The 24006-nt window shown below is 42.0% G+C and carries 18 protein-coding genes, 1 tRNA gene and 1 pseudogene; 18 read left to right on the forward strand and 2 right to left on the reverse strand.

The features are described from left to right. The 5 genes and pseudogenes from NG821_RS06855 to NG821_RS06875 all read left to right on the forward strand — a co-directional run. Nucleotides 1–123: transposase (locus NG821_RS06855; protein ID WP_252760955.1), on the forward strand; the 123-nt coding region annotated here is incomplete at its 5' end. A gap of 23 nt (nt 124–146) precedes the next feature. After that, complete coding sequence (locus tag NG821_RS06860; protein WP_252760919.1) at nt 147–476, forward strand: helix-turn-helix transcriptional regulator; 330 nt, start codon at nt 147–149, stop codon at nt 474–476. A 7-nt stretch (nt 477–483) separates the two neighbouring features. Continuing rightward, the gene (locus NG821_RS06865; RefSeq protein WP_252760920.1) at nt 484–1182 is read left to right on the forward strand and encodes a DUF6291 domain-containing protein; all 699 of its coding nucleotides are present in this window, start codon (nt 484–486) and stop codon (nt 1180–1182) included. Further along, the gene (locus NG821_RS06870) at nt 1176–1766 is read left to right on the forward strand and encodes a P-loop NTPase family protein (RefSeq protein ID WP_252760921.1); all 591 of its coding nucleotides are present in this window, start codon (nt 1176–1178) and stop codon (nt 1764–1766) included. Before NG821_RS06865 ends, NG821_RS06870 begins: the two co-directional genes overlap by 7 nt. A gap of 812 nt (nt 1767–2578) precedes the next feature. Next, nucleotides 2579–3241: pseudogene (locus NG821_RS06875) on the forward strand (IS982 family transposase); the annotation flags it as partial. Between the two features lie 28 nt (nt 3242–3269). On the opposite strand, the gene NG821_RS06880 reads toward NG821_RS06875, so the two are convergent. Then, on the reverse strand, nt 3270–3740 hold the full coding sequence (locus NG821_RS06880) for a lipocalin-like domain-containing protein (protein ID WP_252760922.1): 471 nt from the start codon (nt 3738–3740) through the stop codon (nt 3270–3272). Nucleotides 3741–3913: 173 nt separating this feature from the next. Between NG821_RS06880 and NG821_RS06885 the strand changes: the two genes are divergently transcribed. The 12 genes from NG821_RS06885 (at nt 3914) to NG821_RS06935 (ending at nt 23179) form a co-directional block, all read left to right on the forward strand. After that, complete coding sequence (locus tag NG821_RS06885; RefSeq protein WP_252760923.1) at nt 3914–4909, forward strand: helix-turn-helix transcriptional regulator; 996 nt, start codon at nt 3914–3916, stop codon at nt 4907–4909. Nucleotides 4910–5066: 157 nt separating this feature from the next. Continuing rightward, the gene (locus tag NG821_RS06890) at nt 5067–5285 is read left to right on the forward strand and encodes a helix-turn-helix transcriptional regulator (protein WP_252760924.1); all 219 of its coding nucleotides are present in this window, start codon (nt 5067–5069) and stop codon (nt 5283–5285) included. Continuing rightward, a complete protein-coding gene (locus NG821_RS06895) occupies nt 5282–5914 on the forward strand; it encodes a BrxA family protein (RefSeq protein ID WP_252760925.1) in 633 nt (210 codons plus the stop codon). The genes NG821_RS06890 and NG821_RS06895 overlap by 4 nt, the downstream gene beginning before the upstream one ends. Next, on the forward strand, nt 5911–6519 hold the full coding sequence (locus NG821_RS06900) for a BREX protein BrxB domain-containing protein (protein WP_252760926.1): 609 nt from the start codon (nt 5911–5913) through the stop codon (nt 6517–6519). The genes NG821_RS06895 and NG821_RS06900 overlap by 4 nt, the downstream gene beginning before the upstream one ends. 11 nt (nt 6520–6530) lie before the next feature. Further along, nucleotides 6531–10151, forward strand: a complete 3621-nt coding sequence (brxC, locus tag NG821_RS06905) for a BREX system P-loop protein BrxC (RefSeq protein WP_252760927.1) — start codon at nt 6531–6533, stop codon at nt 10149–10151. Nucleotides 10152–10158: 7 nt separating this feature from the next. After that, complete coding sequence (pglX, locus tag NG821_RS06910; protein ID WP_252760928.1) at nt 10159–13677, forward strand: BREX-1 system adenine-specific DNA-methyltransferase PglX; 3519 nt, start codon at nt 10159–10161, stop codon at nt 13675–13677. A gap of 11 nt (nt 13678–13688) precedes the next feature. Then, the gene (locus tag NG821_RS06915) at nt 13689–15233 is read left to right on the forward strand and encodes an RNA-binding domain-containing protein (protein ID WP_252760929.1); all 1545 of its coding nucleotides are present in this window, start codon (nt 13689–13691) and stop codon (nt 15231–15233) included. 71 nt (nt 15234–15304) lie between these two features. Next, a complete protein-coding gene (gene pglZ / locus NG821_RS06920) occupies nt 15305–17857 on the forward strand; it encodes a BREX-1 system phosphatase PglZ type A (protein ID WP_252760930.1) in 2553 nt (850 codons plus the stop codon). Between the two features lie 3 nt (nt 17858–17860). Next, on the forward strand, nt 17861–19936 hold the full coding sequence (brxL, locus tag NG821_RS06925; protein ID WP_252760931.1) for a BREX system Lon protease-like protein BrxL: 2076 nt from the start codon (nt 17861–17863) through the stop codon (nt 19934–19936). 53 nt (nt 19937–19989) lie between these two features. Continuing rightward, the gene (locus NG821_RS06930) at nt 19990–21753 is read left to right on the forward strand and encodes an SIR2 family protein (protein ID WP_252760932.1); all 1764 of its coding nucleotides are present in this window, start codon (nt 19990–19992) and stop codon (nt 21751–21753) included. After that, on the forward strand, nt 21753–21884 hold the full coding sequence (locus NG821_RS12600; RefSeq protein WP_262921868.1) for a hypothetical protein: 132 nt from the start codon (nt 21753–21755) through the stop codon (nt 21882–21884). The genes NG821_RS06930 and NG821_RS12600 overlap by 1 nt, the downstream gene beginning before the upstream one ends. Before the next feature lie 224 nt (nt 21885–22108). Beyond that, the gene (locus tag NG821_RS06935) at nt 22109–23179 is read left to right on the forward strand and encodes a hypothetical protein (RefSeq protein WP_252760933.1); all 1071 of its coding nucleotides are present in this window, start codon (nt 22109–22111) and stop codon (nt 23177–23179) included. A gap of 117 nt (nt 23180–23296) precedes the next feature. On the opposite strand, the gene NG821_RS06940 is transcribed toward NG821_RS06935, so the two are convergent. Further along, a tRNA-Ile gene (locus NG821_RS06940) sits at nt 23297–23370 on the reverse strand. Between the two features lie 324 nt (nt 23371–23694). On the opposite strand from NG821_RS06940, the gene NG821_RS06945 reads away from it, so the two are divergent. Then, nucleotides 23695–24000, forward strand: coding sequence for a helix-turn-helix domain-containing protein (locus NG821_RS06945; protein WP_252760934.1), 306 nt, complete (start codon nt 23695–23697; stop codon nt 23998–24000). The last annotated feature ends 6 nt before the right edge of the window (nt 24001–24006 follow it).

Raw genomic sequence — 24006 nt, forward strand, 5'->3', positions numbered from 1 at the left:
CTTGAAGGGATAAACAACAAAATCAAGACAATGAAAAGACAGGCGTATGGATATCGGGATGAGAAGTTTTTTGAACTCAAAATTTTATCGCTACATGATAAAAACTACGCATTTGTCGGATGAACCAAATTTATTCAAAGTAAAAAATGGAAGAGAAAAACTCTATTTTAGGTACTCAACTTATCGTGATGACTAAATCAGATTTGGATGAATTGATTAATAAGGCTGTTAGTGGCATTGCTCCATTAAAGGATAGCACTGCAGTATCTCTTCAAGAAAAAGATGCAGCGATTCCAATGGTGCCAAATGAAGAACGATTTATTACTCGTGAGGAAGCCTCTCAACTTTTACATGTTGATTTGAGTACATTATGGCGTTGGAACAAGACTGGGGTGTTGTGCTCTAAGAAGGTGGGCCCCCGCAGGGTGATGTACAAATATTCTGAAGTCTTATCCCTTTTGAATAATGCTAAATGATGTGGTAATGGGAAAGGATATGAAAGGCTTTATGCTGTTCACGGATCAAAAGGAAGCTATCTGCTGTCTGGACGATGTAGAGGCAGGGACTCTCTTTAAAGCACTCTATCGTTATGCTGCAGATGGCCAGCAACCAGAATTTAAGGTTAGGGCATTGATGTCACTTTTTTGCATGATTCGTGCGCAGATAGACCGTAGTCAAAGTACCTATGAGAAAAGGTGCAAGGCTAATCGAGCCAATGCATTGAAGCGACAAGTCGTTAAATTATCTCAAGGTAAAACGACCGTAACCCAACGTTTACAGTCGCAAACCACCGTTAGCGATGGTGTTCTATCGTTGGATAAGAATAAGGATAAGAGTAAGAAAAGTATTAATGAAGAAGCTAGCGCTTCTATTATCACGAAAGCCAGTAATGAAGAATATTCATTTGATACTGTTTGGCAAATGTACGGTAAATCTGTTGGCAATGTCGTGACTTTAAGGGAAAAGTGGAACCGTTTGCCTGATACTGACAAGGCTAATATCATACAGTATGTCCCGCAGTATGTGGCTTTACGGTCAGACGTTCAATTCCGCAAGAACTTTGATAATTTCCTTACTCAAAGAATTTGGGAAACGGAGCCTATCAGAAATAATAACATGAAGGTTGGAATAGTATTGCAAGATAATGATCCTAACAAATATAAAAATGACGAGACATGGTAACAATGAGTACGGAGACTTTCAATACTACGATACGGAGTATGAAGAATATGGGCTTCAACCCTGATGCGCAATGTGTATCTGTCCGGATACCTAATGCTAAACAAAATATAGAGATAGGATTAAAACGGTTCGTCCAAAGCCCTAAGTGGTTGCCGGAATATGATGCTGTTTCAGAATGGCTGTCTGACAATCATGGACGTGGATTGTTGTGCATTGGTAACTTAGGACGTGGTAAAACTATTATCTGTGCTAAGATACTGCCTGTACTCCTCAACTACTATCACCGGTTGATTGTACATGTAGTCGATGCCACGGAACTTAATACCAAGTTTGAAGACATCAAACAATATCATATCCTCTGCATAGATGATGTAGGGGTGGAGAATGAGGCCGTAAAATATGGCGAACGGAAGATACTGTTTACAGAGTTAGTGGACTTGGCAGAGAAGAAGGGCAAACTTCTACTACTTACCACCAATCTGTCTACGGCAGAACTGTCGGCCAAATATGGAATGAGAACACTCGACCGGTTAAAGGCAATTACTCGTGTCGTTCACTTTAAAGGTGAAAGCTTGCGTAAATAATTCCTAAATTCTAAGATTCTAATTTATAGAATCATATTTGGGAATAATAATTTATAAAATGTTATTTTACGAACTTATAGTCCGGTTATTATCCTTACAGAATCTGCCAGGCAAGTTGTACTTTTGTATATACATTCTTCCCTACGGGAAGCCTGTATGCCAAAAGTTACTTGCCGGCAGAGCCGGGGGATATAACTCGCAACTTGTTATATTTTGAAATGCAAGATAAAGGCTATAGAACTTATAATGCAGGAAAAACAAGGTTATTTGGCTCTCCCTGAAAGATGAGAACTCTTCCGAAAAAGTCAAGTCTTATCAGGGTAATATGAGTGCCATGATCCGTAGTACTGTTGCTTGGTTCTATGATAGGGAAATAGATGTATAAACTGACATGATGAAGCTATATCAAAACATTAGCAGATTTTAAGCTAATTGAAAGGAAATTTTAATTGGCCATGAAACAGCCAACAAAGTGGTTATCAGTAGCAAACTCTCCAAAAGCTACTACGAGGGGATGCTGGTGTCTAAACTCCACTTGCTGTAGAATATCAAGGACGAGTTGTCTGGTATCACAACCAAATTAACTCATGACTTATAATCCTTATCACTAATTCATTTGTCATTCAAGTCACTATAAGATATTTCCTATCATTTGATATTTTAATTTTCTCTACTTTATATTCCTGTAATTTATAATATCATAGGCTTGAACAATATAGATTTTGAACTTATATTTTTTAAGCTATAAACTTATAGGACAATAATGATAGCAGAGATATTGGTCTTAAGTCCCATTTTTTATGTGGTTGAATACAGAAAGTATTAACAACGAGAAAAGGTCCTTCGAATACAAGCTACAAGAATGCAGGGATAAAATTTCCAATCTTATTTCCCGCAGACAATTCAATGACCGCAGGAAGAAGACAGCCGGACTGTGTGAAGAAATCCGTAAGAGACTCGCCTACAGGATGGATGGCGGAGAAGACTTCTTTATTGTGGATTCCAACTAATAGAGGCTAGGGGGACAGCCAGAGGGGAACGCTGTAGGGACGGACAGAGGATTTTACCCGGGCTCCGAACTTCGGATTCTGTGCCTTGCAGAACACATACTATTTTGGCTACAAACTCCATGCTATCTGTGGGTTAAACGGTGTAATTATGGCGACAAAGGATATATCGGAGCAGATGTACAGCTCGATCTTTTTCTAGACGGCACACATCAGACTTGAATGTCCTTACCGTCTTAACCAGAAAGACTGGAATCCCAATTCATCCTATTTGCCGAGGCCTGGAAAAGGATTGAGACACTGTTCTCGCAACTGACAGATCAATTCTTAGTCATCAGAAACTATGCGAAGATAACAAACGGCTTGTTTGCCAGAATAATCGGCAAAATCAGTGCGCTGACAGTTTCTCAATATATGAAATACATTAATAGCAAGCCCATCGGCAGAATCAAGTACGCACTAAAATAATTCCGCCAACGAGTAGAGTTATTGATGATTATTCTATTTTTCTCAAAGTCAGCCGGTTAATGTATTTTGATCCCTCTTCCAGCGGAAACTCTACGACAAGTGTGCTATTCTTCAGAGTAGTCACCGTATAAGTATCCTCAATGTTTCCTCTGGAATCATAAATGTAAATCTTATTTTCGGAAACTTCGTATTTGCCTCCATCAAAATCATTTGAAAACCATGAGTCCGAAGAGGTCAGATAGAAATACTTTTTGTAAGTTCCGTCACCTTTAAATAAGATACGATCTCGGTCTGATCCTATCATATCCGAATCTATCGGTACGATATCATCTTCATCATCATAATCATATCCGGAGATATGATGAGTTTCCCAGAGTCCTACGATATTGGTTTTCAGGTCATCCGTATTGAAGGAATCGTGGCCGGATGAACAGGAGGATAAGGCAAGCATGCCAGCAAACAGGCCGATTAGGCCGAATAAACTCATTTTTTTTATCATATTAAGACCTTTTTAATGAAACATTTCTTTGTTTTTCGACAAAATTAAAAGATATGTGTCCAGTGAAAGCAAACCGATTAAAAAATATCTTATCTTTGCACAAGAAAGGTAATGATCCATAAGGGAAACCTAAACTTTTATAATCTATACCTATGATTTAAAAACTAGAACGAATGGCTAATACGAAGGATTATTCTACAAGAGAAAAGATACTGGACAAGTATTTGCGGAGTCGGAGAGGGTATACTCGTAAAGAACTCCAATATTTCGTTAATAAAGAACTTGCCCGTAGAGGGAGGGATCCGGTCACGGCACGGACTACGATTCTGAATGACTTGAACGAGATAGAAAACAAGTACAATACGGTCATCAGCCGGGAGCAGCGGGGACGCTCCATCTATTATTTCTATCAAGATTCTGCATTTAGTATTTTTAATATTGATCTTACTGATGAAGATTATGATAAGATTTCCATGGCGGTTACGGCATTGAAACGTCTGCAAGGCATCCCGAAATTCTCATGGGTTGATGAACTGGAAGCCCGGTTGGATATGACCGTCAGAAAAAAGAGCCGTCCTATCCTCATGTTTGAAGATGCAAGTTACAATACCGGAATGGAATACTTCCTGCCGTTGTATGAGTATATTGCCGACAGGACAACTGTCCGGCTCATCTATCAGAATTTCAGAAGTGAGGAATCTGAAGAGAGAATAGTCTATCCTTATCTGTTGAAACAGTATAATAACAGATGGTTCCTTTTTGGGACAGATAAAGGATATACCACTTTGAGCATCTATCCTCTGGATCGTATCCTTTCAGTAGATTCTTCCGAAGAGAAATTTATTGATACGGATATAGATTTCGCCACGTATTTCTCTGATAAAATAGGTGTGGGTATCCCTAAGGAAGGTAATGAGGTCAGGGACATCCTGTTCAGAGTACCGCTCAATCAGAAACCCTATCTGGTGACGAAACCCCTGCACAGCAGTCAGACCTTGGTTAGCGAAGATGCGGAGTGGGCTACCTTCTCCCTGCATGTGAGAATCAATTATGAATTACAACAGGAGCTTCTCGCTTTCGGCGATCTGATCGAAATACTGGCTCCGGCCGACTTCAGGGAACAGATCAAGTCCAGGCTTCAGAAAAGTCTGGTCCGTTATGAGAAATAATCAGACAGGTTTGCTTTGCGTGGACCGATTTAACTTACTTTAGCGGACAAGAAACTCATAAATTGATCTTAAAAGCATAAGAAAGTAATCAAAGACCATGTAAATTAAAATAAAAGCATTATATTTGTCTCTGACACAATCAATTCTTTTTATAGCAATGGAAGATATTAACCGAATCAAAGTGGTTCTGGCAGAAAAGAAGAGAACCAATAAATGGCTGGCCCAACAGTTGGGAAAGGATCCTGCTACAATCTCTAAATGGTGTACGAATACTTCCCAACCGGATCTGGGAACATTAAAACAGGTGGCCTTGTTGTTGGATGTGGATATTCGGGAATTAATTTACCGGACTAAAAAGGAAGGTCATAATCTATGAATAAAATCAATAGTCCATATCGTTCCATTACCGGCTGTGCTTTCCAGTATTATGAATACCAGCGGTTGCTGCCTTTACTGATGGATCCGGATTCGGAGCGCCTTCTGAAGGAGGAAGTGGAACAGAACCGGTTCTTGCAGATTAATGCCCGCACTGCCCGAATTCGCTTTGTCACGGAGTTTAAGCACCGCTTTTCCGCCGTTCCAAGAGCTTTTTGGAAGCAATGGGAAACATTGAGCGAAGAAGGACAACGTGCCGGATTGTTCTTTGCAATATTAAAAACTTATAAACTGGTGTTTGACTTTCATTTTGATGTCACCGTCAGGAAGTGGAATTCCATTGACCATCAGTTGACCAAGTCAGACTTGATGATGGAAATGAACGAAATAGCGGCAAAGGATGTTTTCGTGGACAGTTGGTCGGAGAATACGAAGAGCCGTTGTGTGAGTCAGTATCTCACTATTTTGCGTCAAACCGGTTTGTTGGAAGGAAAGGACAACCGACTCCAGCCCCTCCATCTATCATCCGTCAACAGTGCCTATTATTTCCGCAGCGGGGAGGAATGGTTTTTCGATGCCTGCCTGCTCTATCCCTATGAAGTCAAGGCCTTAAAATCCCAGTTGCTATGAGAAGTATGACGATCCCTGAATTGTATGACTATCTTTGCAGTCCTCAATTTCAGGATGCGAAGAGTGGTAATATTTTCTACAATTACTATATCTACCAGTATCCCGCACGACAGGAATATGAGATCCGGCGGCAGATCCGTGAGTTCCAGCAACAGTTGAGGCGCCCGGCCCATTTCATCAATGCAGTACTCCTGGATTTGTTTGAAGTATTCTGTGATTATCTTAAAGCAGAAACTTTTGGCAATCAGAACCTCCTCGATATGACTTTTCAGGAAGAGAAGGATACCCCCGACGAAGTGACAAGTGAACTTACTTATGAAGCCAATAGTGACGAATTTTTCTCTTTTGTCCATGATCGTATCCTTCAATATATTCAGGAAGATGACGGTTATAAGCATCCCTATGTTTTTGTCTATGGCATCGGAAAAATGTTTCCCTATTTGCGCAGCAATGTCTTTCTTAATGGCTATGAGAAATATAACGATACGGATATTTACAAGATCATCCTCTTCTATCCCGGCCACAGTGTCGGTAATTCCTTTTCCTTGTTTGATACGCTTCCCGATGAGCATACTTACAGGGCCATATTACTGGTAAATGAATAAAATCTATCCACATGAAATTTGAAGACTTATACCTGAAAGGGCTGGACCGGAAAGTCAACCCCGCAGTTTCTGCATCAGATCTCAACGAAGAGACTGTAAATATTGAAATCGACGAGTATGTGTTTACTGATGATATTATCAATAATCTCTATGAGATATTAAGGAATATCCGGGAAAATCATGGAAACCATACCGGTATCTGGATCAACGGCTATTATGGTTCGGGAAAGTCGCATTTTCTGAAGTATGTCGATTACTGTCTGTCACAGAAGTACGGAGCGAAGGCTCTGGGCCGGTTGCGGGAGGCAGTGGCGGAACGCAAGCCTATGGAACTGAATGTGGAACCCGGGGAGATGGATGACCTGATTCGTTGGTATACCACTCGGGCCACGGTGGATACGGTTATGTTCAATATCGGCACCGTTCACGATGCCAACAGTGGCGAAAATGAAGTATTTACTCAGGTGTTCTGGAATCAGTTTAACGGGATGCGCGGACTGAATGCCGAACATCTGGCTATGGCCCAGTTTCTTGAAAAGCCTCTTGCTGACGATGGCAAATATGAGAAATTCTTGGATTATGTCAAGGAACAAGGGTATGACTGGAAACGGAATATCCACCGGTTCAGCGGCAGCAAACTCGACCTTGCCCTGAAGATGGCAGCGACTGTCGACCCATCACTTTCTACTGATGTTATCCGTGAGCGCATCAAGAACAATGATGTCAATATCAGTGTGGAGTCCTTTGCCAATGAGTTAAAAGAGTATCTTGACCATAAGAACAATCCGAATTATCGTCTGTTGTTCCTCGTGGATGAAATCAGCCAGTTTATTGACAACCGCCAGAATGTGCTGCTCCAGTTGCAGGAGGTAGTCAGCCGGGTATGTGAAGTCTGTGCTTCGCAGGTGTGGTTTGCCTGTACTGCCCAGCAAGACCTGTCAGAGGTACTGGACAACTGTAATATCCAGAAGACCAGCGAGAACTATGGCAAGATCATGGGCCGTTTTGAGGTACGTCCTTCCCTTCAGGGAACGAACCCCGAATACATCACCCAGAAGCGTATTCTCGAAAAGAAAGGTGAGGTGGAGATAATGTTGAAGAAACTCTATGAGAAAGACAAGGTCAAGTTGGATGCCCAGTTCATCCTGCCCACATCATACAACTCTTATCGCAATGCTGATGATTTCGCCAATTACTATCCCTTTGTACCTTATCAGTTCCAGTTGATCATGAAGGTGCTGGACTCTTTCGTCAACATGAACTATGTCGACAAACAGGTTAAGGGCAACGAGCGTTCACTGATCAATATCACCTTCTCCATTGCCCGGGATACGGCCGGTATGGAAATGGGACAGTTTATCTCCTTCGATCGGTTCTTCGGGGCTATGTTTCAGGGTTCCATGCAGCATCTGGGCCAACGGGCCTTGTCCAATGCCCGGGCTGCCCTTGACCAGGTCAAGGATGAAAAACGGGATTTCTATCAGAGAGTGGTCTATGTTCTCTTCATGGTCTGCAACCTGGCTGAGGAAGACAAGCAACAGTTTTCGGCTACGATAGACAATATCGTGACCTTGCTGATGACGAAGATCGATGATTCCAAGGCGGCCATCAAGAGCGATGTGGCGGAGGTCTTGACTTACCTGATGGACAAGGCTGTCATCCGAAAAGTGAAGACCGACAGTGGTGGTGAAGTCTATGAGTTCTATACCGAGGAAGAATCCAAGGTGGCTCAAATCATCAGCAACCAACATGTAGACAGCAATACGTACAGTGATGAACTTTATAAGATTTTCTTCAAGCATTTTGGTGAACCTGGCAACAAGGAACCTTTTGGCACCCGGTCTTTCAGTGTCGGGGCGATGATAGAGGGGAGGAATTACCTTGTCAACAATGCGGATGTGTACGTTGATTTTGTCACCACGGCTGATACGGATTCTCCCGAACAATATGCCTTGAACAATCCAGCCAATCACCTGGCTTTTTTCCTCTTCCCTCAATTGAAGGATAACCGGGATTTGAAAACACAGTTTCTGGAATATTGTCGGGTGCAGAAGTTTGCCAGGGAACCGGCACTCAGCGAGGAACGGCAACGCACTAAACAGATTTTCCAGGACCGTGCTAAGGAGCGTTATGATCAGGAGATCTGCCCTCAGTTCCAACATATTCTGGATACGTGTAAGGTTATCTCCGGTCAGAATGTCCTGTCGGAATCTGAAATCGGTATGGTAAAGGCCAAGGAACGCTACAAGAGAGCCTTGCAGATGCATCTGTCTCTCGTCTATAACCAGGCCAAACTGATAGATATTAAGAAGGTTCCCCAAACAAATGCAGACCTGACACAGCGAATTCTCCGTCCCGTGCAACCGCAGATGCTGGACCTGCCCCTGACGACTGCCGAGAAGAGGGTTAAAGATGTTCTGGACCGTTCACCTCATGACAACACAGTGGCAGACCTTGTGCGGATTTTCTCCAAGGTGCCTTACGGGTGGTCAGATCTGGCCACGATTGATGTGCTGAATGAGTTGGTGCGCCGTCATCTTTATGCTTTGAGCTACAATAACAATCCGGATGTAAGCCGTGAGGAGATAGCTCGCAATATTGTCCGTGATGCTGCCCGCTTTACTATCGAACCCGCCAAGGCCATTTCTCAGGAAGTGTTGAATGCGTTTGTGGAGAGTTGGAAACAGATCTTCAATGTCATGACGGTTCTGGGCAGCAATGACAGTGCGGAACTTTACCATAACTGCAAGGAGAGAGAGGATTCGGCCTTGAAAGAACAACTTAGAGCGTACCGCAAATTGTCCAAGACTCTAGGAGATAAGCCTTTTACTCCCGTGGTTGATGAGGCAGTCGAACTCTTGGAGAGTTGGTCGGCCATCCGCGATCAGCAGAAGTTTTTCGAGACCATCATCGCTGCCCGCGAACATGCCAGTGCACTGATGGACCGGTGCAAATCCATTGCTACCTTTTATAACGATCAGAAAGATAATTATCTGAGTCTCTATCACTTTTTGGATGATAACAGGGATAATTTCGCTTTCCTGACTCCTGAACAGCAATCGTCTGTGGAGAGTCTGAAACAGGTCAAGAGTGATGAGGAACCGTGGAAATCTCTGCAGTCGTATCTCAAGATTATGAGAACCCTGAGAGGTCAGTTGGCAGAGCGCAAGCAACAACTGGTAGAGGATATCAGGAAGAATTACGGTCGGGTGTTTGACGAACTGGAAGCCTATGCCATGAAGATGGGGGTGGTGCGCAGTGCCTTTGCTGATCGGGACCGGACGATTGCTCAGAAAGTAGATTCCAATAATTTTTATGCGCTCCAGTTAGCGGCGGATACCAGTCAGTTCTATGCTTCTGAGATGGAGAAGATCAGTGCAGCGATCCCTCAGAAGCCGATAGAAGAAGGTTCGAACGGTTACCCGGAAGCTCCCACAGGCGGGACTTTCGTTAGCGAACCCGACCCGGGAACAAGATCAAGACCGGTTCCCCTGAAAGTCGTCCACCTGTCCGTTCATTCTTCCCGACCGATTTGTTCGGAGGATGACATCGATCATTATCTTCAGGACTTGAAACAACAACTTCTGAAGGAGCTCAATACTAATAAAGGTAAGGGCATTATCATCAACTGAGACGAAGATGGATACAAATGGATTAAAACGCTTTGCGGCTGAAGCGCGTACGATATTAATTCAAGGTGTAAGAAACCGTGTGGAAGGCTTAGGCTTTGATCTGGAATCCGGACAACCGGCAGCGTTGCCGCAGTTGAAGGGTGGTGGAGCCGTATTCATGGACGAAACTCAGTCTGAGGCTTTTTACGACCGGTGGATGTCTCTTTACAACCATATCCGGAACCGTGGAGTGAAGGATGTTGTGGAGGAAGCTGCCTATACGTGGTTTAACCGTCTGGTAGCTATCCGTATTATGAGTCAGTTGCATTTTATTACTCCGGTGCTCAAGTACGAAAGCAACGAGATTCATATTCCTGTCATCGTCTCGGAAGCCCGGCATGGCCGATTGCCGGAAATGCAGGAGAAGCTGCGGGATGAACTCTGGGAACTGTTAATGGATGACGCTAAAACCAATGAACAGTTTGCCATTCTCATTGTTGCTTTTTGCCGCAGTTGTCCTGTCATCCATCAGTGTTTCGGGGCCATCTCCGACTATACGGAACTGTTGCTGCCTCAGGATATTTTGAGGGAAGGGAGCTTTGTGGATAGACTTAATCATACGGACTTCATCAAGGAGGAGGATTATCAGTCGCCGGAACTCATCGGTTGGCTGTACCAGTTTTATATCTCCGAACGCAAGGATGAGGTCTTTGCTAAGAAGGGCAAGTATGAATCGGATGAGATTGCACCGGCCACTCAAATCTTCACGCCCAACTGGATCGTAAAATATATGGTGCAGAATACGGTCGGGCGAATGTATCTGGATAATCATCCCTACGAGAAAGAAGTGGCTAAGAATTGGAAATATCTGGTGGATATTCCTCAACGTGATGATAAAGACAGTTATCATTTTACGGATTTGGAGGAATTGCGTTTGGGCGATCTGGCTTGTGGTTCCGGTCATATACTCAACGAAATGTTCGATATTCTCTTCCAACTCTATACTAATGAAGGTTATGGTCGAAGACAGGCCATAGAGAATATCTTCCGCAAGAACCTTATCGGTATCGACTTGGATACCCGTGCCAGACAGCTGGCTACTTTTTCATTGCTGATGAATGCCTGCCAGAAAGATAAAAGTTTCCTGGATGCACGGGTTATGCCCCGAGTGTATGATATGCCCCGGCCGTTCTGCGAGGAGTTTGCCTCAGAATATGATCCTGAGCGACAAGATGAAAAGGCTTTCATCAAGGAGCAGATCAATCCGTTAGTTCCGTCCCAGGACCAGGAGGTGTGCGATGAGCTTTCGGATGCCATTATAGTGATGGATCATGCCGATACCTTGGGCAGTATCATGCAGTTCGAGCTCTCTGAACGTACCCGGAATATCTTGCAGGCACAGTTGCAGGAGACGGAGGCCCAGCATTACCTGACGGATCGGGCCCGCAAGATTCTACCGTATGTGCGTATCATTCTCGCCCTGACAGAAAAATATTCGGCCTTGGTCATGAATCCACCGTATATGGGGAGTGGAAACATGAATGCTACGCTTTCTGATTATGTGAAGAAACATTATAAAGAAGGTAAAGCGGATTTGTTCTCTGTGTTTATGCTTTTAGCCGTGAGACGACTTGCTCCGAATGGCAAATATGGTATGATCAATATGCAAAGTTGGATGTTTCTTTCTTCTTTTGAAAACTTACGTAAACAACTCCTTGAACATGAACAGATAGATAGCTTGCTACATCTTGGTCCACGAACATTTGATGAGCTGAGTGGAGAGGTGGTTCAGAATGTAGCCTTTGTGATCAGTCTTCATTCTCCTAAATATATGGGAACTTACTATCGCTTAGTGGATGGTAAGAACTGTGCTGATAAAGAAAACAGATTTCTTACTAAACAGCAGGAATATGCAAATGTAGATCAACAAAAATTTGAGCAGATTCCGGGTAGTCCAATAGGGTATTGGGTGAGTGAGAAATTCTTTTCCGGCTTCGCCGGAAATCTCGCGTTGTCTGCTGTTGCTAAACCCTGTGTTGGTTTGCAAACAGCAGACAACGCGAGATTTCTCCGATATTGGTCAGAAGTTAGTATTCGGAGAATTGGTTTTGGATGTAAATCTTCGGAAGAAGCATTGTCTTCAAGGAGGAAGTGGTTTCCTTACAATAAAGGTGGTGGACAACGTAGATGGTATGGTAATCAAGAATTTATTGTTAACTGGGAAAATGATGGACAAGAGATAAAGGCATATAAGAGCGCAGTTATCCGTAACCCAGAAACCTATTTCTTAGTATCATTATCTTGGGGATTAATTTCTTCAATTGGGGCAACATTCCGTTATTATCCAAACGGATTTATCTATGATGTTGGAGGCATGAGTATATGTCAAGCTGATATAGTTCTATTGGGATTTTTAAATACTAAGGTGTGTAAGATATTTTTAAATATCATTAATCCTACTCTTAATTATCAGGTAGGAGATGTTGCACGTGTCCCACTTTCATCTTTCAATAAAGATTACATTTTACCCATAGTAGAAAATTGTGTAAGTATTTCCCGCCAGGATTGGGATGCACATGAAACTTCCTGGGACTTTAATGAAAATGAATTGATCCGTATAGGGAAGGAGAAGGGGACGCATCTTTTGGAAGACTGTTATGAGGCATACGTGGAGGAGTGGACAGATAAGTTTATGCAGCTCCATGCCAATGAGGAGGAATTAAATCGCCAGTTTATTGATATTTATGGTCTCCAGGATGAACTGACACCTGATGTGCCTTTGGATGAGATCACAATTCTCCAGCAGGGGGAAATATCCATTGAAGAGAATCACTTGGTGTGGCACCCGGATGTAGTGATGAAACAGTTGATTAGCTATATTGTAGGGGTATGGATGGGGCGTTACCGCCTGGACCGGTCGGGACTGTATATCGCCTATCCGAACCCTTCGGCAGAGGATTTGGCACCGTACACCTATCACGGACAAACCGTGAATATAGACGATGATGCCATTATTCCCCTGTTGCCACGGGACAGTCCGTTTGAAGATAACTTGGTGAATCGGATCGTGGATTTCGTGCGGATCGTCTTTGGGGCGGATATGCTGACGGAGAACTTGAATTTTATCGAGAGACAGTTGGGGATGTCCATCGAGCAATATGTGTTGAAGAATTTCTGGAAGGATCACAAGAAGATGTATCACAACAGGCCCATCTACTGGCTGTTTTCTTCCAGGAAGGGTGCATTTCAGTGTCTTGTCTATATGCACCGTATGGATGCGTACACGGCGGAACGGGTGCGCAGCAAATACCTGTTGCCCTATATGGACTGGTTGCTGAACCGGTTGCATGAGTTGGAGGAGAATGCAGCCAACCTCTCCACGGTTGAACGGCGGGAGATGGACAGGATTACCCGTCAGATCGCGGAGTGCCGGGAGTATCATGATCGCTTGCATGTCGTGGCAGACCGGCAGGAGGGTTTCGATTTGGATGATGGTGTAGTCGTAAACTATGCCAAGTTCGGGGATGTGCTGGCAAAACTCAAATAAAGGATAATCAGATGATAACGAAAGAAGAATTAACAGAGCTTCTACAAAGTTCAGAAACTTATAGAATAGAGCGAACAATCTCTAAAAGCAATACGGATAAATTCTGTGAGGCTATCTGTGCTTTTGCTAATGATTTGCCTGGTTCTAAAAAAAACGGCTATCTTATTATTGGTGCTGAAGATGATGGTTGTATTCAAAAGGGTTTCAAAGTAGATGATACTCTCTTGAAGAACATAGCGTCATTGCGTTCTTCCGGCAATATATTGCCTTTGCCAACTATGACAGTTGATAAGTTTGAATTTCCTGAAGGTGATTTATTGGTATGTGAAGTACAGCCTTCATACTTTACTCCTGTTAGATATAGAGGACGCATATTCGTTCGTATAGGTCCTCGTCGGGATATTGCTTCAGAGGATGAAGAACGGATTCTTACGGAAAGACGCACCGCCAATATGGCAACTTTTGATGTTATGCCGTGCTTGAGGGCAAAATTGACTGATATTGATGTTGAAGGCATCAGAAATGGCTATTTGCCCAAAACAATAAGTGAGGAAGTCTTGGTTGTTGACCGACGAAGTATTGAGGAACAGATGGCTTCTGTCGGATTTTATGATCTGGAACATCATTGTCCTACGTATGCTGCGATAATCCTTTTCGGAAAGAATCCTAAACTGTTTTTACCCGGCGCCTACATCCAATATGTTAAGTTTGATGGTTGTGACGTGACTTCAGAAATATTGAATGAAAGAGTGTTCAATACATGTCTTTTCGATATGCTGCCTAAGTTAGATACCTTTACAGAAAATTCGGTCGTTACCAAAAGACCTGTTGCTGTTACTGCTTTTCGTGAGGAACAAATTATCAATTATCCAAAAGAAGCGATTCGTGAAATATTGCTCAATAGTGTCATGCATAGAGATTATAATTCTAATATGCCTATCCGCTATTATGAGTTTAAAGACAGAATAGAGGTAATGAATGCCGGTGGATTATATGGCAAGGCACGGCCTGAAAATTTTCCAACAGTCAATGATTACAGGAATCCGATCGTAGCTGGTGCACTGAAGAATTTAGGATATGTAAATATGTTCAACAGAGGTGTTCGGCGTGTCAAAGAGCTTTTTGAAGAGAATGGTAATCCTCCAGTGCAATTTAATGTAGACAAGATTACGGTCTTTGAGGTTGTAGCAAAGGCTGCTACACAGATAATTGGGACCAAGTCAAATTGGGATCAAATCAAAAGTGGGACCAAGTCGAAAGTGGGACCAAGTCAAATTGGGACCAAGTCAAATTGGGACCAAGTCAAAGTGGGACCAAGTCAAAGTGGGACCAAGTCAAAAAGAAAATTTATTGCAAGTCAGACCGAGTGCAACAAGATGCTGGAATATTGTTCTTCCCCACGTTCTCTGTCAGCAATTTTGCAGTATATGGGTTATACGAATAGATCGAAATTCCGCAATAAGTATATTGTTCCAATGATTAAACAGGGTAAATTGGCAATGACAATACCGGATCATCCAACGAGTAGATTTCAAAAATATGTGATAAATAAATAGGGAATCAATGAAGAATGATAGGATGCAATCTGTTTTAGAATATATAGAGCAGTAAGATTGAAAGAGAAGAAATGACCGTATTACAAGACAAGATATTGAATTATTTTGAACGGGACCACGACTTGCGGGTGCTGTTCATTTTCAGAGATGATTTCATTGAGGCTGAACTGAAGGATGTGGTTTGGCCGGCGGGGTATCGTTATGTAGACTTTAAGGGTGACTGGTTTACGACCAAATATCATCTGGATCATGACTGGGCAGGGAAGAAGGTGATCCTGCAGTTTCACCAGGAATCACCGTTAAAGCAGAAATCGCTTCAGGAGTCTTTTCCTTTGATGGATGTTCTGGTCGCAAACATGGAATTCCATAGTCAGGACACGGAGGCGTTTATGCAGCAGTATGATATTCCCCGTCAGATGGCTCGCTTCGTGGAGAAAAATATCCAACAGCTCCAGACATCTAAGATGATGAAGTTGTTGGAACCTTATTATCGGGATCATACTATTACGGAAGATATGGCTGTACGAGCTTTCTTGAGTCATTTCCTGGGAAAGCAGAGGATATTGGACTGGGATTCTATTCTTTTGCAGGTTCTCTTTCTAAGTTGTGAAGACGGGGGACAAAAGAGAAGGGACTTCTATACCAAACTGCGGAAAAATCAGATCGTGCAGGAAAAGTTGCAACGGAAGTGGAAGGATATTTTTGGAGTGGGGTACGATGACAATACGGAGGAGAAAGTTAAGAATATTGTAGAAAGATTCAAATACAATGCCATCACGCAGAATTTAGCTCCTGTAAAGGCCGATCGTTACAGTCCATATCGTATGAAGGATGCCCTGGCTCTGGAAGAGATGAACCGCATGCTGGAATTGGCTGCCGGACAGAAAGATACGGCGTTGGCTCTGGATGAGTTACTGGACGATCTCGGAGGGGATGTCCGGGATGCGGAGATTATCCGGTGGTATGGTCCAGAGGCGGATTATTATTATGTGCCGGATGGTTTGTGTGTACCTATCGTCAAGACGTTATTAGACAAGAAACTGGAAACGGAGCCAGAGGTGGCGCTTCAGCGTCTGCAGGAGTTGATGATGCGCCGGGGAGATAACGGTCCGATGAAGCTTGTGATGGATACGGCCGTGCAGATGGCCAGGTATTATGAGAAAGTCTTGTCAATAGGTTCAATTACGCTGAATATTCCGGATGATTATGTGACGGCCTACCAACAGGACTACTATCTTTTAGACCAACTCTACCGGCAGTCGCTGGAGACTTACTTTAAGGTGGATCCGTCAGTAAAACTCTTTGATACCTTGCAGGCGGCTAAGAAACGGTTGGATCGGCATTATGCGAAGTGGACTAATCTGCTGAATCTGGAATGGACGAAATGTCTGCGTGAGGCTGGAGGTATGAATACGGTCCACTTAATGCGGCAGGAGAATTTCTACAAGGAAAAGGTAAAACCGGCCAATAAGAAGATTGCGGTCATTGTCAGTGATGCGCTCAGATATGAGGTGGCACAGGATTTAATGCAGGAACTGGCTAAACGGAAGCATTTCGCACATCTGGATGTCGCTCTGGCCATGCTGCCCACGGAAACGAAATTCTGCAAACCGGCTTTATTGCCTCATCGGAAACTGCAACTCTGTAAAGGGCAGGATGAAATCAATATGTTGGTGGACGATCAAATTCTGAATTCTACGGCAAAGCGGTCTGCTCATTTAGCCCAGTATAATGAAAATGCTATTTGTGTGGATTATCAGGAAGTGGCAGCCTATGATCAGGAGAAGAACCGTGAAATCTTCAAACATTCTTTGGTATATGTCATGCACAACACAATAGATGAAAAAAGTCATGATGCTTCTGCGGCAGATGTGGTAAATAGTTGTCGGAAAGCGATTAAAGAATTGGAAATGCTGGTACATAAGATTCATGAAACATATAATGTGACGGAAGTCTTTGTGACTAGTGATCATGGATTTTTGTTCAATGATATTTCTTTTGCGGAAAAGGATAAGCAAAAGGTGGTTGATGATTGTATCGAAAGCAAGACTCGGTATTACTTGACACATTCATCTGAAGAGGTTAAAGATGTCATGAAATTTAAGCTCAATGAGGTTTCTGCAATGGATACGGATAAGGTTGATGTGGCTGTTCCGGAAGGCTCAAACCGTTTTGCTGCGCCCTCTGGAGGTTATCAGTTTGCGCATGGAGGAGCCTCGCTCCAGGAATTACTGGTGCCTGTTATTGACAGTGTTTACGAGCGGAATGATACCAAACAACCAGTGGGGGTAATGCTGCTCGGGCATCATCTCTCTGTCCAGTCTTCTCGTCTGCGGTTCAATTTGTTGCAGACGGATGCTGTCTCAATGGAGAAAAGGGAGCGGACGATTACTTGTGCGCTTTATTCCAATGGTCAACCGGTTACTCCAATCAAGGAAATAGTCTTGAACATGACGGATACTTTGTTAGACAATAGGAAAATTCTGGTGGATCTGACTTTGAACAAGAAGGTGAAGTCGAAGATTTTCCAACTGAAGGTTTATGATGTGCATGACAAGATTAATCCGCTGATCAGTGAAAATGTAACCAATAATACTCTAATAGAAAACGATTTTGATTTTTAGCGTATGAGTCTGCAAGAGAAGATAATGGATGCCTTTATCGGCAAAGTGGTCCGTAAGGATCTGGCCTTTCAGGTCAAGGGTGGTCTGCCCGTACCTACTTATGTTCTGGAATATCTGTTGGGACAGTATTGTGCCAGTGATGATGAAGAGGTAATTCAAGAAGGTCTTGAGAAGGTGAAGACGGTCATTCAGAATAATTATGTTCATCGGGCTGAGGCTGAGACGGTGAAAGGAATTATCCGTGAACATGGAAAGCATCGGATCATTGATAAGATCAGTGTTGTCCTGAACGAAAAAGAGGATGAATACCATGCTTCTTTTGCTAATCTCGGCATTTCGAATGTGCCTATCGGTACGGAATACATTATGAAAAATCCCAAATTGCTGAGTGGAAATGGGGTGTGGTGCATTGTTACGGTAGGGTATAATCATGGAGAGGACTTGAAGGTGCGCTGGGAGATCCAGAGCCTGAAACCGATACAGATCTCTAATGTCGATAAGGAAGAATATATCGAGCAACGACAGAAATTCACGACTGATGAATGGATGGATCTGCTCGTCCATACCATCGGCCTGAATCCGGAGATGATGAACCGAAGGGAGAAGTTGATCACGCTGGCTCGCCTGTTGCCGCACGTGGAGAACAACTTCAACTTTATGGAACTGGGACCTAAGGGGACGGGGAAGAGTCATGTGTTTCAGGAGTTGTCTCCTTATGGGGTGCTGGTCAGTGGAGGAGATGTCACTTCTGCCCGGTTGTTCGTGAAGATGTCTGGGAATAATGAAATCCTGGGGCTGGTCGGCTACTGGGATGTCGTGGCATTGGATGAGTTTGAACAGCAGAAGGGGCGTAATGTGGATCCCGTGCTGATTGATACGATGCAGAATTATCTGGCCAACAAGAGTTTTAACCGGGGGAAAGCTACGCATGAGGCGAGTGCGTCTATGGTATTTGTCGGCAACACGAAGCATACCGTACCGTTTATGTTGAAGAACAGCCATCTCTTTGAGTCCATTCCCACAGCCTTCATCAAGGGAGCCTTTTTGGATCGTATTCATCTCTATAATCCGGGATGGGAAATTCAGATATTGAAGAAGAATAGTTTTTCTAAGGGCTATGGACTGATCACGGACTACATTGCAGCCATTCTGCACGAATTACGGAATACAGACTGGACTGCTGTCATGGACCAATATGCCAAGTTTGACGGTTCTCTTTCTGAGCGTGATCACCTGGCTATACGAAAGGCTTTTTCGGGCATGATGAAATTACTCTACCCGGATGGGAATATTACGGATGAAGAAGCCTACGAATTAGTCGATTTCGCTGCGGAGGGGCGTAAGAGGGTGAAAGACCAACTCTATAAGATTGATGAGACTTTCCGGGCTGAGCCGGCAAAATTCCAGTATGTCAATCTGAAAACAGATGAAACGGTAAAGGTGACGACCTTGGAGGAGGTTGAAAATCCACAGTATGCGGAACTTGGAGAAGAAGGAAAGGGGGAGTCTGGAACACAGTCTGATAGAAATGAGCAGGCAAAAGTGGCTGGTCAGGAAGGTACAGAAAGCAAGATGCCCCGTCCTAGGATTCCTATACTTCGTGAAGGAATGAAAAGTATCCGGATGAATCAAAAGGGAGTAACCTATCAATCCTTGTTCGGTGATTATCTGCATTCGGCCCGTCAGATCGACATTGTTGATCCTTACATACGGGCTCCATTTCAGGTCGATAATTTTCTCGAACTTGTAGAGACTATCCGTGAAGTCAGTTTGACACCTGAAGAACTGACTATCCACTTGAGTACGGCCAATGAGGAAGACAAAATTCCGGAAATGACTGAAATCTTCAATGGTATCAGTGACGAACTGCAAGCTCTGGGTATTACTTTTACCTACGATTTCAAGGCAGATCATGACCGCTGGATACTCTTGGATAATGGATGGAAGATCCTCCTTTCCCGTGGACTTGATATCTATGAGAAATACGACCGCTTCTCTCTAGGTTCTATCCGTCAGAGCGAGCGCCGTTGCCGTGCTTTCACTATCAGCTTTACGAAAGGAAAAGATATCACATCATAAAGACTTAAAATCATTCTATTCTTTGATCATTAAAGACTTTAAAACAGAAAAATATGGATAACATTGAATTAACGACATTGTCGGTATCTATGTATACCAACAAGGGAGCTTATGCTTTATTATTAGGCTCTGGTATTTCCGTCCCTGCTCATATTAAATCTGGATGGGGTATTGAAGAAGAGTTGATTAAAAAATTTGCGATAACCAATGGCGTTTCTGAGGCACCAGATTGGCATAATTGGTATAAAATCAAATATAATGAAAAAGCTACTTACACATCTCTACTTAGCAGGTTGGTTAAGACATCAACAGAAAGAGTACAGCTCATGCGGCCCTTTTTTGAGCCGAGTGAAGAAGAAAAGAAGTTAGGATATAAGTTGCCAACACAAGCTCATCGTAAAATCGCTAACCTTGCAAAAGAGGGATATATTAAGGTTATCCTGACAACAAATTTTGACCAACTAATGGAAAATGCTCTTGAAGATGCTCAAGTTCATTGTCAAGTGATTAAAAATGAGAACGATATAAAGACTGCAACTCCTCTTATTCATTATCCAGGAGTGACCATAGTTAAAATCAATGGTGATATGGGTGATTGCAATTTCAGAAATACGGAAGCTGAGCTTTCAGACTACCCGGAGGCCTTTCAATCTTTTCTGCAAAGGATTTTTTCTGATTTTGGTGTTATCTCTTCCGGCTGGTCGGCTAAATGGGACACAGGTTTGATTGAGATTCTGAAAAAAGCTCCAGTTTCAAGATATAATTCCTTCTTTACGGATTGCACTGTAAACGAAAACTTAAAAGGACTTGCCATTAATCGTAAAGGTGAGTTTTTGAAAGTAGATAGTGCCAATACATTATTCAGCAATTTATTTGATGGCATTGCTTCACTAGAAAAAGCCGATATAAGCAAATCAATGTCCAAAGATATCATTCTGGCCCGAACTAAGAAATATTTGGTCAGTGATGTCTACCGTATAGAATATGATGATCTTGTTAGAGAACAGTGTAATTTGGCAAAAACAGCTATCCTTAAAGAAGCACACTATGACTTTGAACTTACAAAGGAGAAATTTGATCACTATGTTTCTTTGCATGAAAAGGCAGTCAGTAATTTAATAGATATGAGCATACTTGCTGGTAAGTATGGTAAAGATTATCATATACAAGCATTGACTAAATGTATTGTTGAGTTGTGCTTAAGACAATTTTTTAACGGAATGAGAGAAGTTCTAGATACTTCTTACTTACATTCTATTGGGGCAGTATTAGTTTTTAATGCCTTAGGATTTTCTTTGGTAAAGAACAGTAAATTTAAGGCTCTGAATGAATTGTTTAAGACAAAAGTTCCACCATACAATTTCTTAGGATCACATCCTGAAAATATTTTGCAGCTTTTAGGTGCACCTCTTTTTTTAGATGAGACATTAAAAAGTCTTATGAATCGAAATTATAAATTTCCAAGAAGTTTCTTTATTAAGAAACAGCTCAACTCCCACTTTAAAAAGGAATTTTATTCGGATGATGATTTTGAAAATGAATTTGACAAATGGGAGATGATGGAATCCTTAATGTTTTTTTATCGTCAAGATGGTAAGCTAATGGAACCTTTTTTCCTTGATGGTGACTTTGTGAATCATGTAGGGAAAGATTTTAGCGGACAAGATTCATTTACAGAATTCTATAAATCCGCTGATGTTCTAAAGCAGGAATGGCCACCGATCAAAGAGGGACTATTCGGGGGGAAATATGAAGAATATGTAAATATACTAAAGAAGGCAGAACAGGAGTTTCATCATGAATTGTATAAACGATAATGTTAGATACGATTGGATGTAACGGTGCAGATCATGCTATGCTTTATACTACACAACTCTTCGATATCGGTTTTGTCGTCTTTTCTGCTATTGTATCGTTAGTCTTAAGTTGTAATCTGAAACTTGTATAAGAAGTTATTAGCAACATCCCTATCGGGGTAGCGTGGAACGGTGCCCAACTTGAGTGATTGTGTCTCTCTACTATCTGAGAATGGAATCAAGACCATTCTTGTGTCTATGGATAATCTTTAGGAAATGGCTATATTGCCCGTAACAATTCTCAACAAGACAGATGTACTTTTCTATCGAAATCCTCAGATGTTAATACAAAAGAAGATATAAAAGATTATTAAAAATGAAGAATTATTTTCAGTCAGGGCTAGCATTAGGTAATCCCACAGGAGCTTGTCAGGCTTGTAATATTGATATTTCATGGTTATTTCGTAATACATCATCATTATTGTGGATTGATAAAATCTATGTTACAAATCATGTATGGGATGTTATAATGGAATATCATAAAAAGGATACCAAAATCGGACAAGTAATCAAACTATTTTACAACATGTTGGATGACGCCGGATTAGTAAGGAAAATAAACGATAAAGAAATAACGGAACAACAGGCGGAAAATATATATGAACAAATAGAATATGATCTTGGCTTAATAAAAATACATAACGGTATTGAAACCAGTAAAGAAGATAGTCATCTTCTTAAAATTGGTGATTATTCATACTGTGAGCCTCGATTATGGAGCTTATATGCAGCACTATCTTTATCTTACAAGCATAATGCAAGCTTCACTTTATCAGATGAAGAGATGTATTACTTACAACTATTGATTAACCTCAAATACAATTCTAATTTAAATGTAGGAGCAAAAGGCAGTTCAATAACTGAAGTTCTAAATGTGTTGGTGCCTCAAGTTAGAATTTGGCCAGAATATGTCCTGGAAGATTCGAAACATTGCGTTAAATGCATAAACTATCAAAAATGTAGCAACAATTATCTTCCAAAAATTGAGAAAAATATTACTCATTTATTGTCACTTCGAAATTGCGATGAAATCAGACAGTTATGTGAAATAATGGATAAAATAACGGAAGAAAAGTTTAAGTCTGGATTAGATATTGACGGCGAATCTCTCCTTCATGATGTACGAATAGAAGCACTAGCTGTCCAAAAAAATATATATAAAGTCTTTAAAAGGGTTGATCACTGGTCTAAAGTTGTTGGAGTTATTTCCGGTGCTCTATCATTAGGAGCCTTTTATCGTCATCCAGAATTAGTTCCTTTTGGAGGATTAGGCCTATTTGCTTCAAATGCCGCTGACAATATTGAGAAAATATATAAGGATAAATATAAATGGGTAAATTTCGTAGTATCATCACCAATCTTACGTAAAGATAAGAATTCAGACTAATTATAAAACTATAATTCACTATCAGTATCCCCTTTATGATTGCCCCGTGTTCGCAATGTGTTCGCAAATAAAAGAAAAAGGAGTCGCAGAATTTCTGTAACTCCTTGATGTTCAGTGTGGACCAGATAGGGCTTGAACCTATGACCTCCAGATTATGAGTCTGTTGCTCTAACCAACTGAGCTACAAGTCCGTGAAAATAACCAAGGTCATTTTCGTGTGCAAAGATACAATGTTTCCAGCTATTTCGCAAATTATTTAGGGAAAATATTGAAGTTAGACCGGCGTCAGGAGAAAGAATCACTCGCCTTTGGCATCTTCTGAATCTTCGTTCCGCTCTTGGTGTTCATGACGGATTTTGGATCAACTTAAAGGTTAAGCCGTTAATAGGATTCAAAAAATAAATAAAGTTGTATAAATAGTTGACTCGTTATTTGGTCTTAAATAGAGAAATATCTATATTTGCAATGACTATCATACAAAGTTACTATTTATCGATCAGGCATAATTTGCTGCTATGTTAGAAGAGGATGATATCTATGCGAAATTGAATTCGATGATTATCGCAGATCTTGGCCGTCGGTTTAAGAGATACCGAGTACTCTCTCAACTAACTCAACGGGATGTCGCGGAAAAGGCAGGGGTAAGTATTTTTACAATCAGCCAATTTGAAAAGGGTGAAGATAAAAATATTACCTTCGGCAACTTTCTCGCGCTTTTGCGTAGTATCGGATTGTTGGAAGAGGTGGAAAAACTGCTGCCTTTGATGCCTGATGGAGAGGAACAGCAGCGATGGAAGGAAAGGGTAAGGCATGGCAAATGACGCCCC

The organism is Segatella cerevisiae (assembly GCF_024054555.1).
GTDB classification, from domain to species: Bacteria; Bacteroidota; Bacteroidia; order Bacteroidales; family Bacteroidaceae; genus Prevotella; species Prevotella cerevisiae.

What these genes read in the sequence shown, in the direction of transcription:
- NG821_RS06915 (WP_252760929.1), top strand. Translation starts at nt 13,689, where the DNA reads ATGATAACGAAAGAAGAATTAACAGAGCTTCTACAAAGTTCAGAAACT.
- brxL (WP_252760931.1), top strand. Translation starts at nt 17,861, where the DNA reads ATGAGTCTGCAAGAGAAGATAATGGATGCCTTTATCGGCAAAGTGGTC.
- NG821_RS06930 (WP_252760932.1), top strand. Translation starts at nt 19,990, where the DNA reads ATGGATAACATTGAATTAACGACATTGTCGGTATCTATGTATACCAAC.
- pglZ (WP_252760930.1), top strand. Translation starts at nt 15,305, where the DNA reads ATGACCGTATTACAAGACAAGATATTGAATTATTTTGAACGGGACCAC.
- NG821_RS06890 (WP_252760924.1), top strand. Translation starts at nt 5,067, where the DNA reads ATGGAAGATATTAACCGAATCAAAGTGGTTCTGGCAGAAAAGAAGAGA.
- NG821_RS06885 (WP_252760923.1), top strand. Translation starts at nt 3,914, where the DNA reads ATGGCTAATACGAAGGATTATTCTACAAGAGAAAAGATACTGGACAAG.
- NG821_RS06880 (WP_252760922.1), bottom strand. Translation starts at nt 3,740, where the DNA reads ATGATAAAAAAAATGAGTTTATTCGGCCTAATCGGCCTGTTTGCTGGC.
- NG821_RS06895 (WP_252760925.1), top strand. Translation starts at nt 5,282, where the DNA reads ATGAATAAAATCAATAGTCCATATCGTTCCATTACCGGCTGTGCTTTC.
- pglX (WP_252760928.1), top strand. Translation starts at nt 10,159, where the DNA reads ATGGATACAAATGGATTAAAACGCTTTGCGGCTGAAGCGCGTACGATA.
- NG821_RS06860 (WP_252760919.1), top strand. Translation starts at nt 147, where the DNA reads ATGGAAGAGAAAAACTCTATTTTAGGTACTCAACTTATCGTGATGACT.
- NG821_RS06945 (WP_252760934.1), top strand. Translation starts at nt 23,695, where the DNA reads ATGTTAGAAGAGGATGATATCTATGCGAAATTGAATTCGATGATTATC.
- NG821_RS12600 (WP_262921868.1), top strand. Translation starts at nt 21,753, where the DNA reads ATGTTAGATACGATTGGATGTAACGGTGCAGATCATGCTATGCTTTAT.
- NG821_RS06935 (WP_252760933.1), top strand. Translation starts at nt 22,109, where the DNA reads ATGAAGAATTATTTTCAGTCAGGGCTAGCATTAGGTAATCCCACAGGA.
- brxC (WP_252760927.1), top strand. Translation starts at nt 6,531, where the DNA reads ATGAAATTTGAAGACTTATACCTGAAAGGGCTGGACCGGAAAGTCAAC.
- NG821_RS06900 (WP_252760926.1), top strand. Translation starts at nt 5,911, where the DNA reads ATGAGAAGTATGACGATCCCTGAATTGTATGACTATCTTTGCAGTCCT.
- NG821_RS06865 (WP_252760920.1), top strand. Translation starts at nt 484, where the DNA reads ATGGGAAAGGATATGAAAGGCTTTATGCTGTTCACGGATCAAAAGGAA.
- NG821_RS06870 (WP_252760921.1), top strand. Translation starts at nt 1,176, where the DNA reads ATGGTAACAATGAGTACGGAGACTTTCAATACTACGATACGGAGTATG.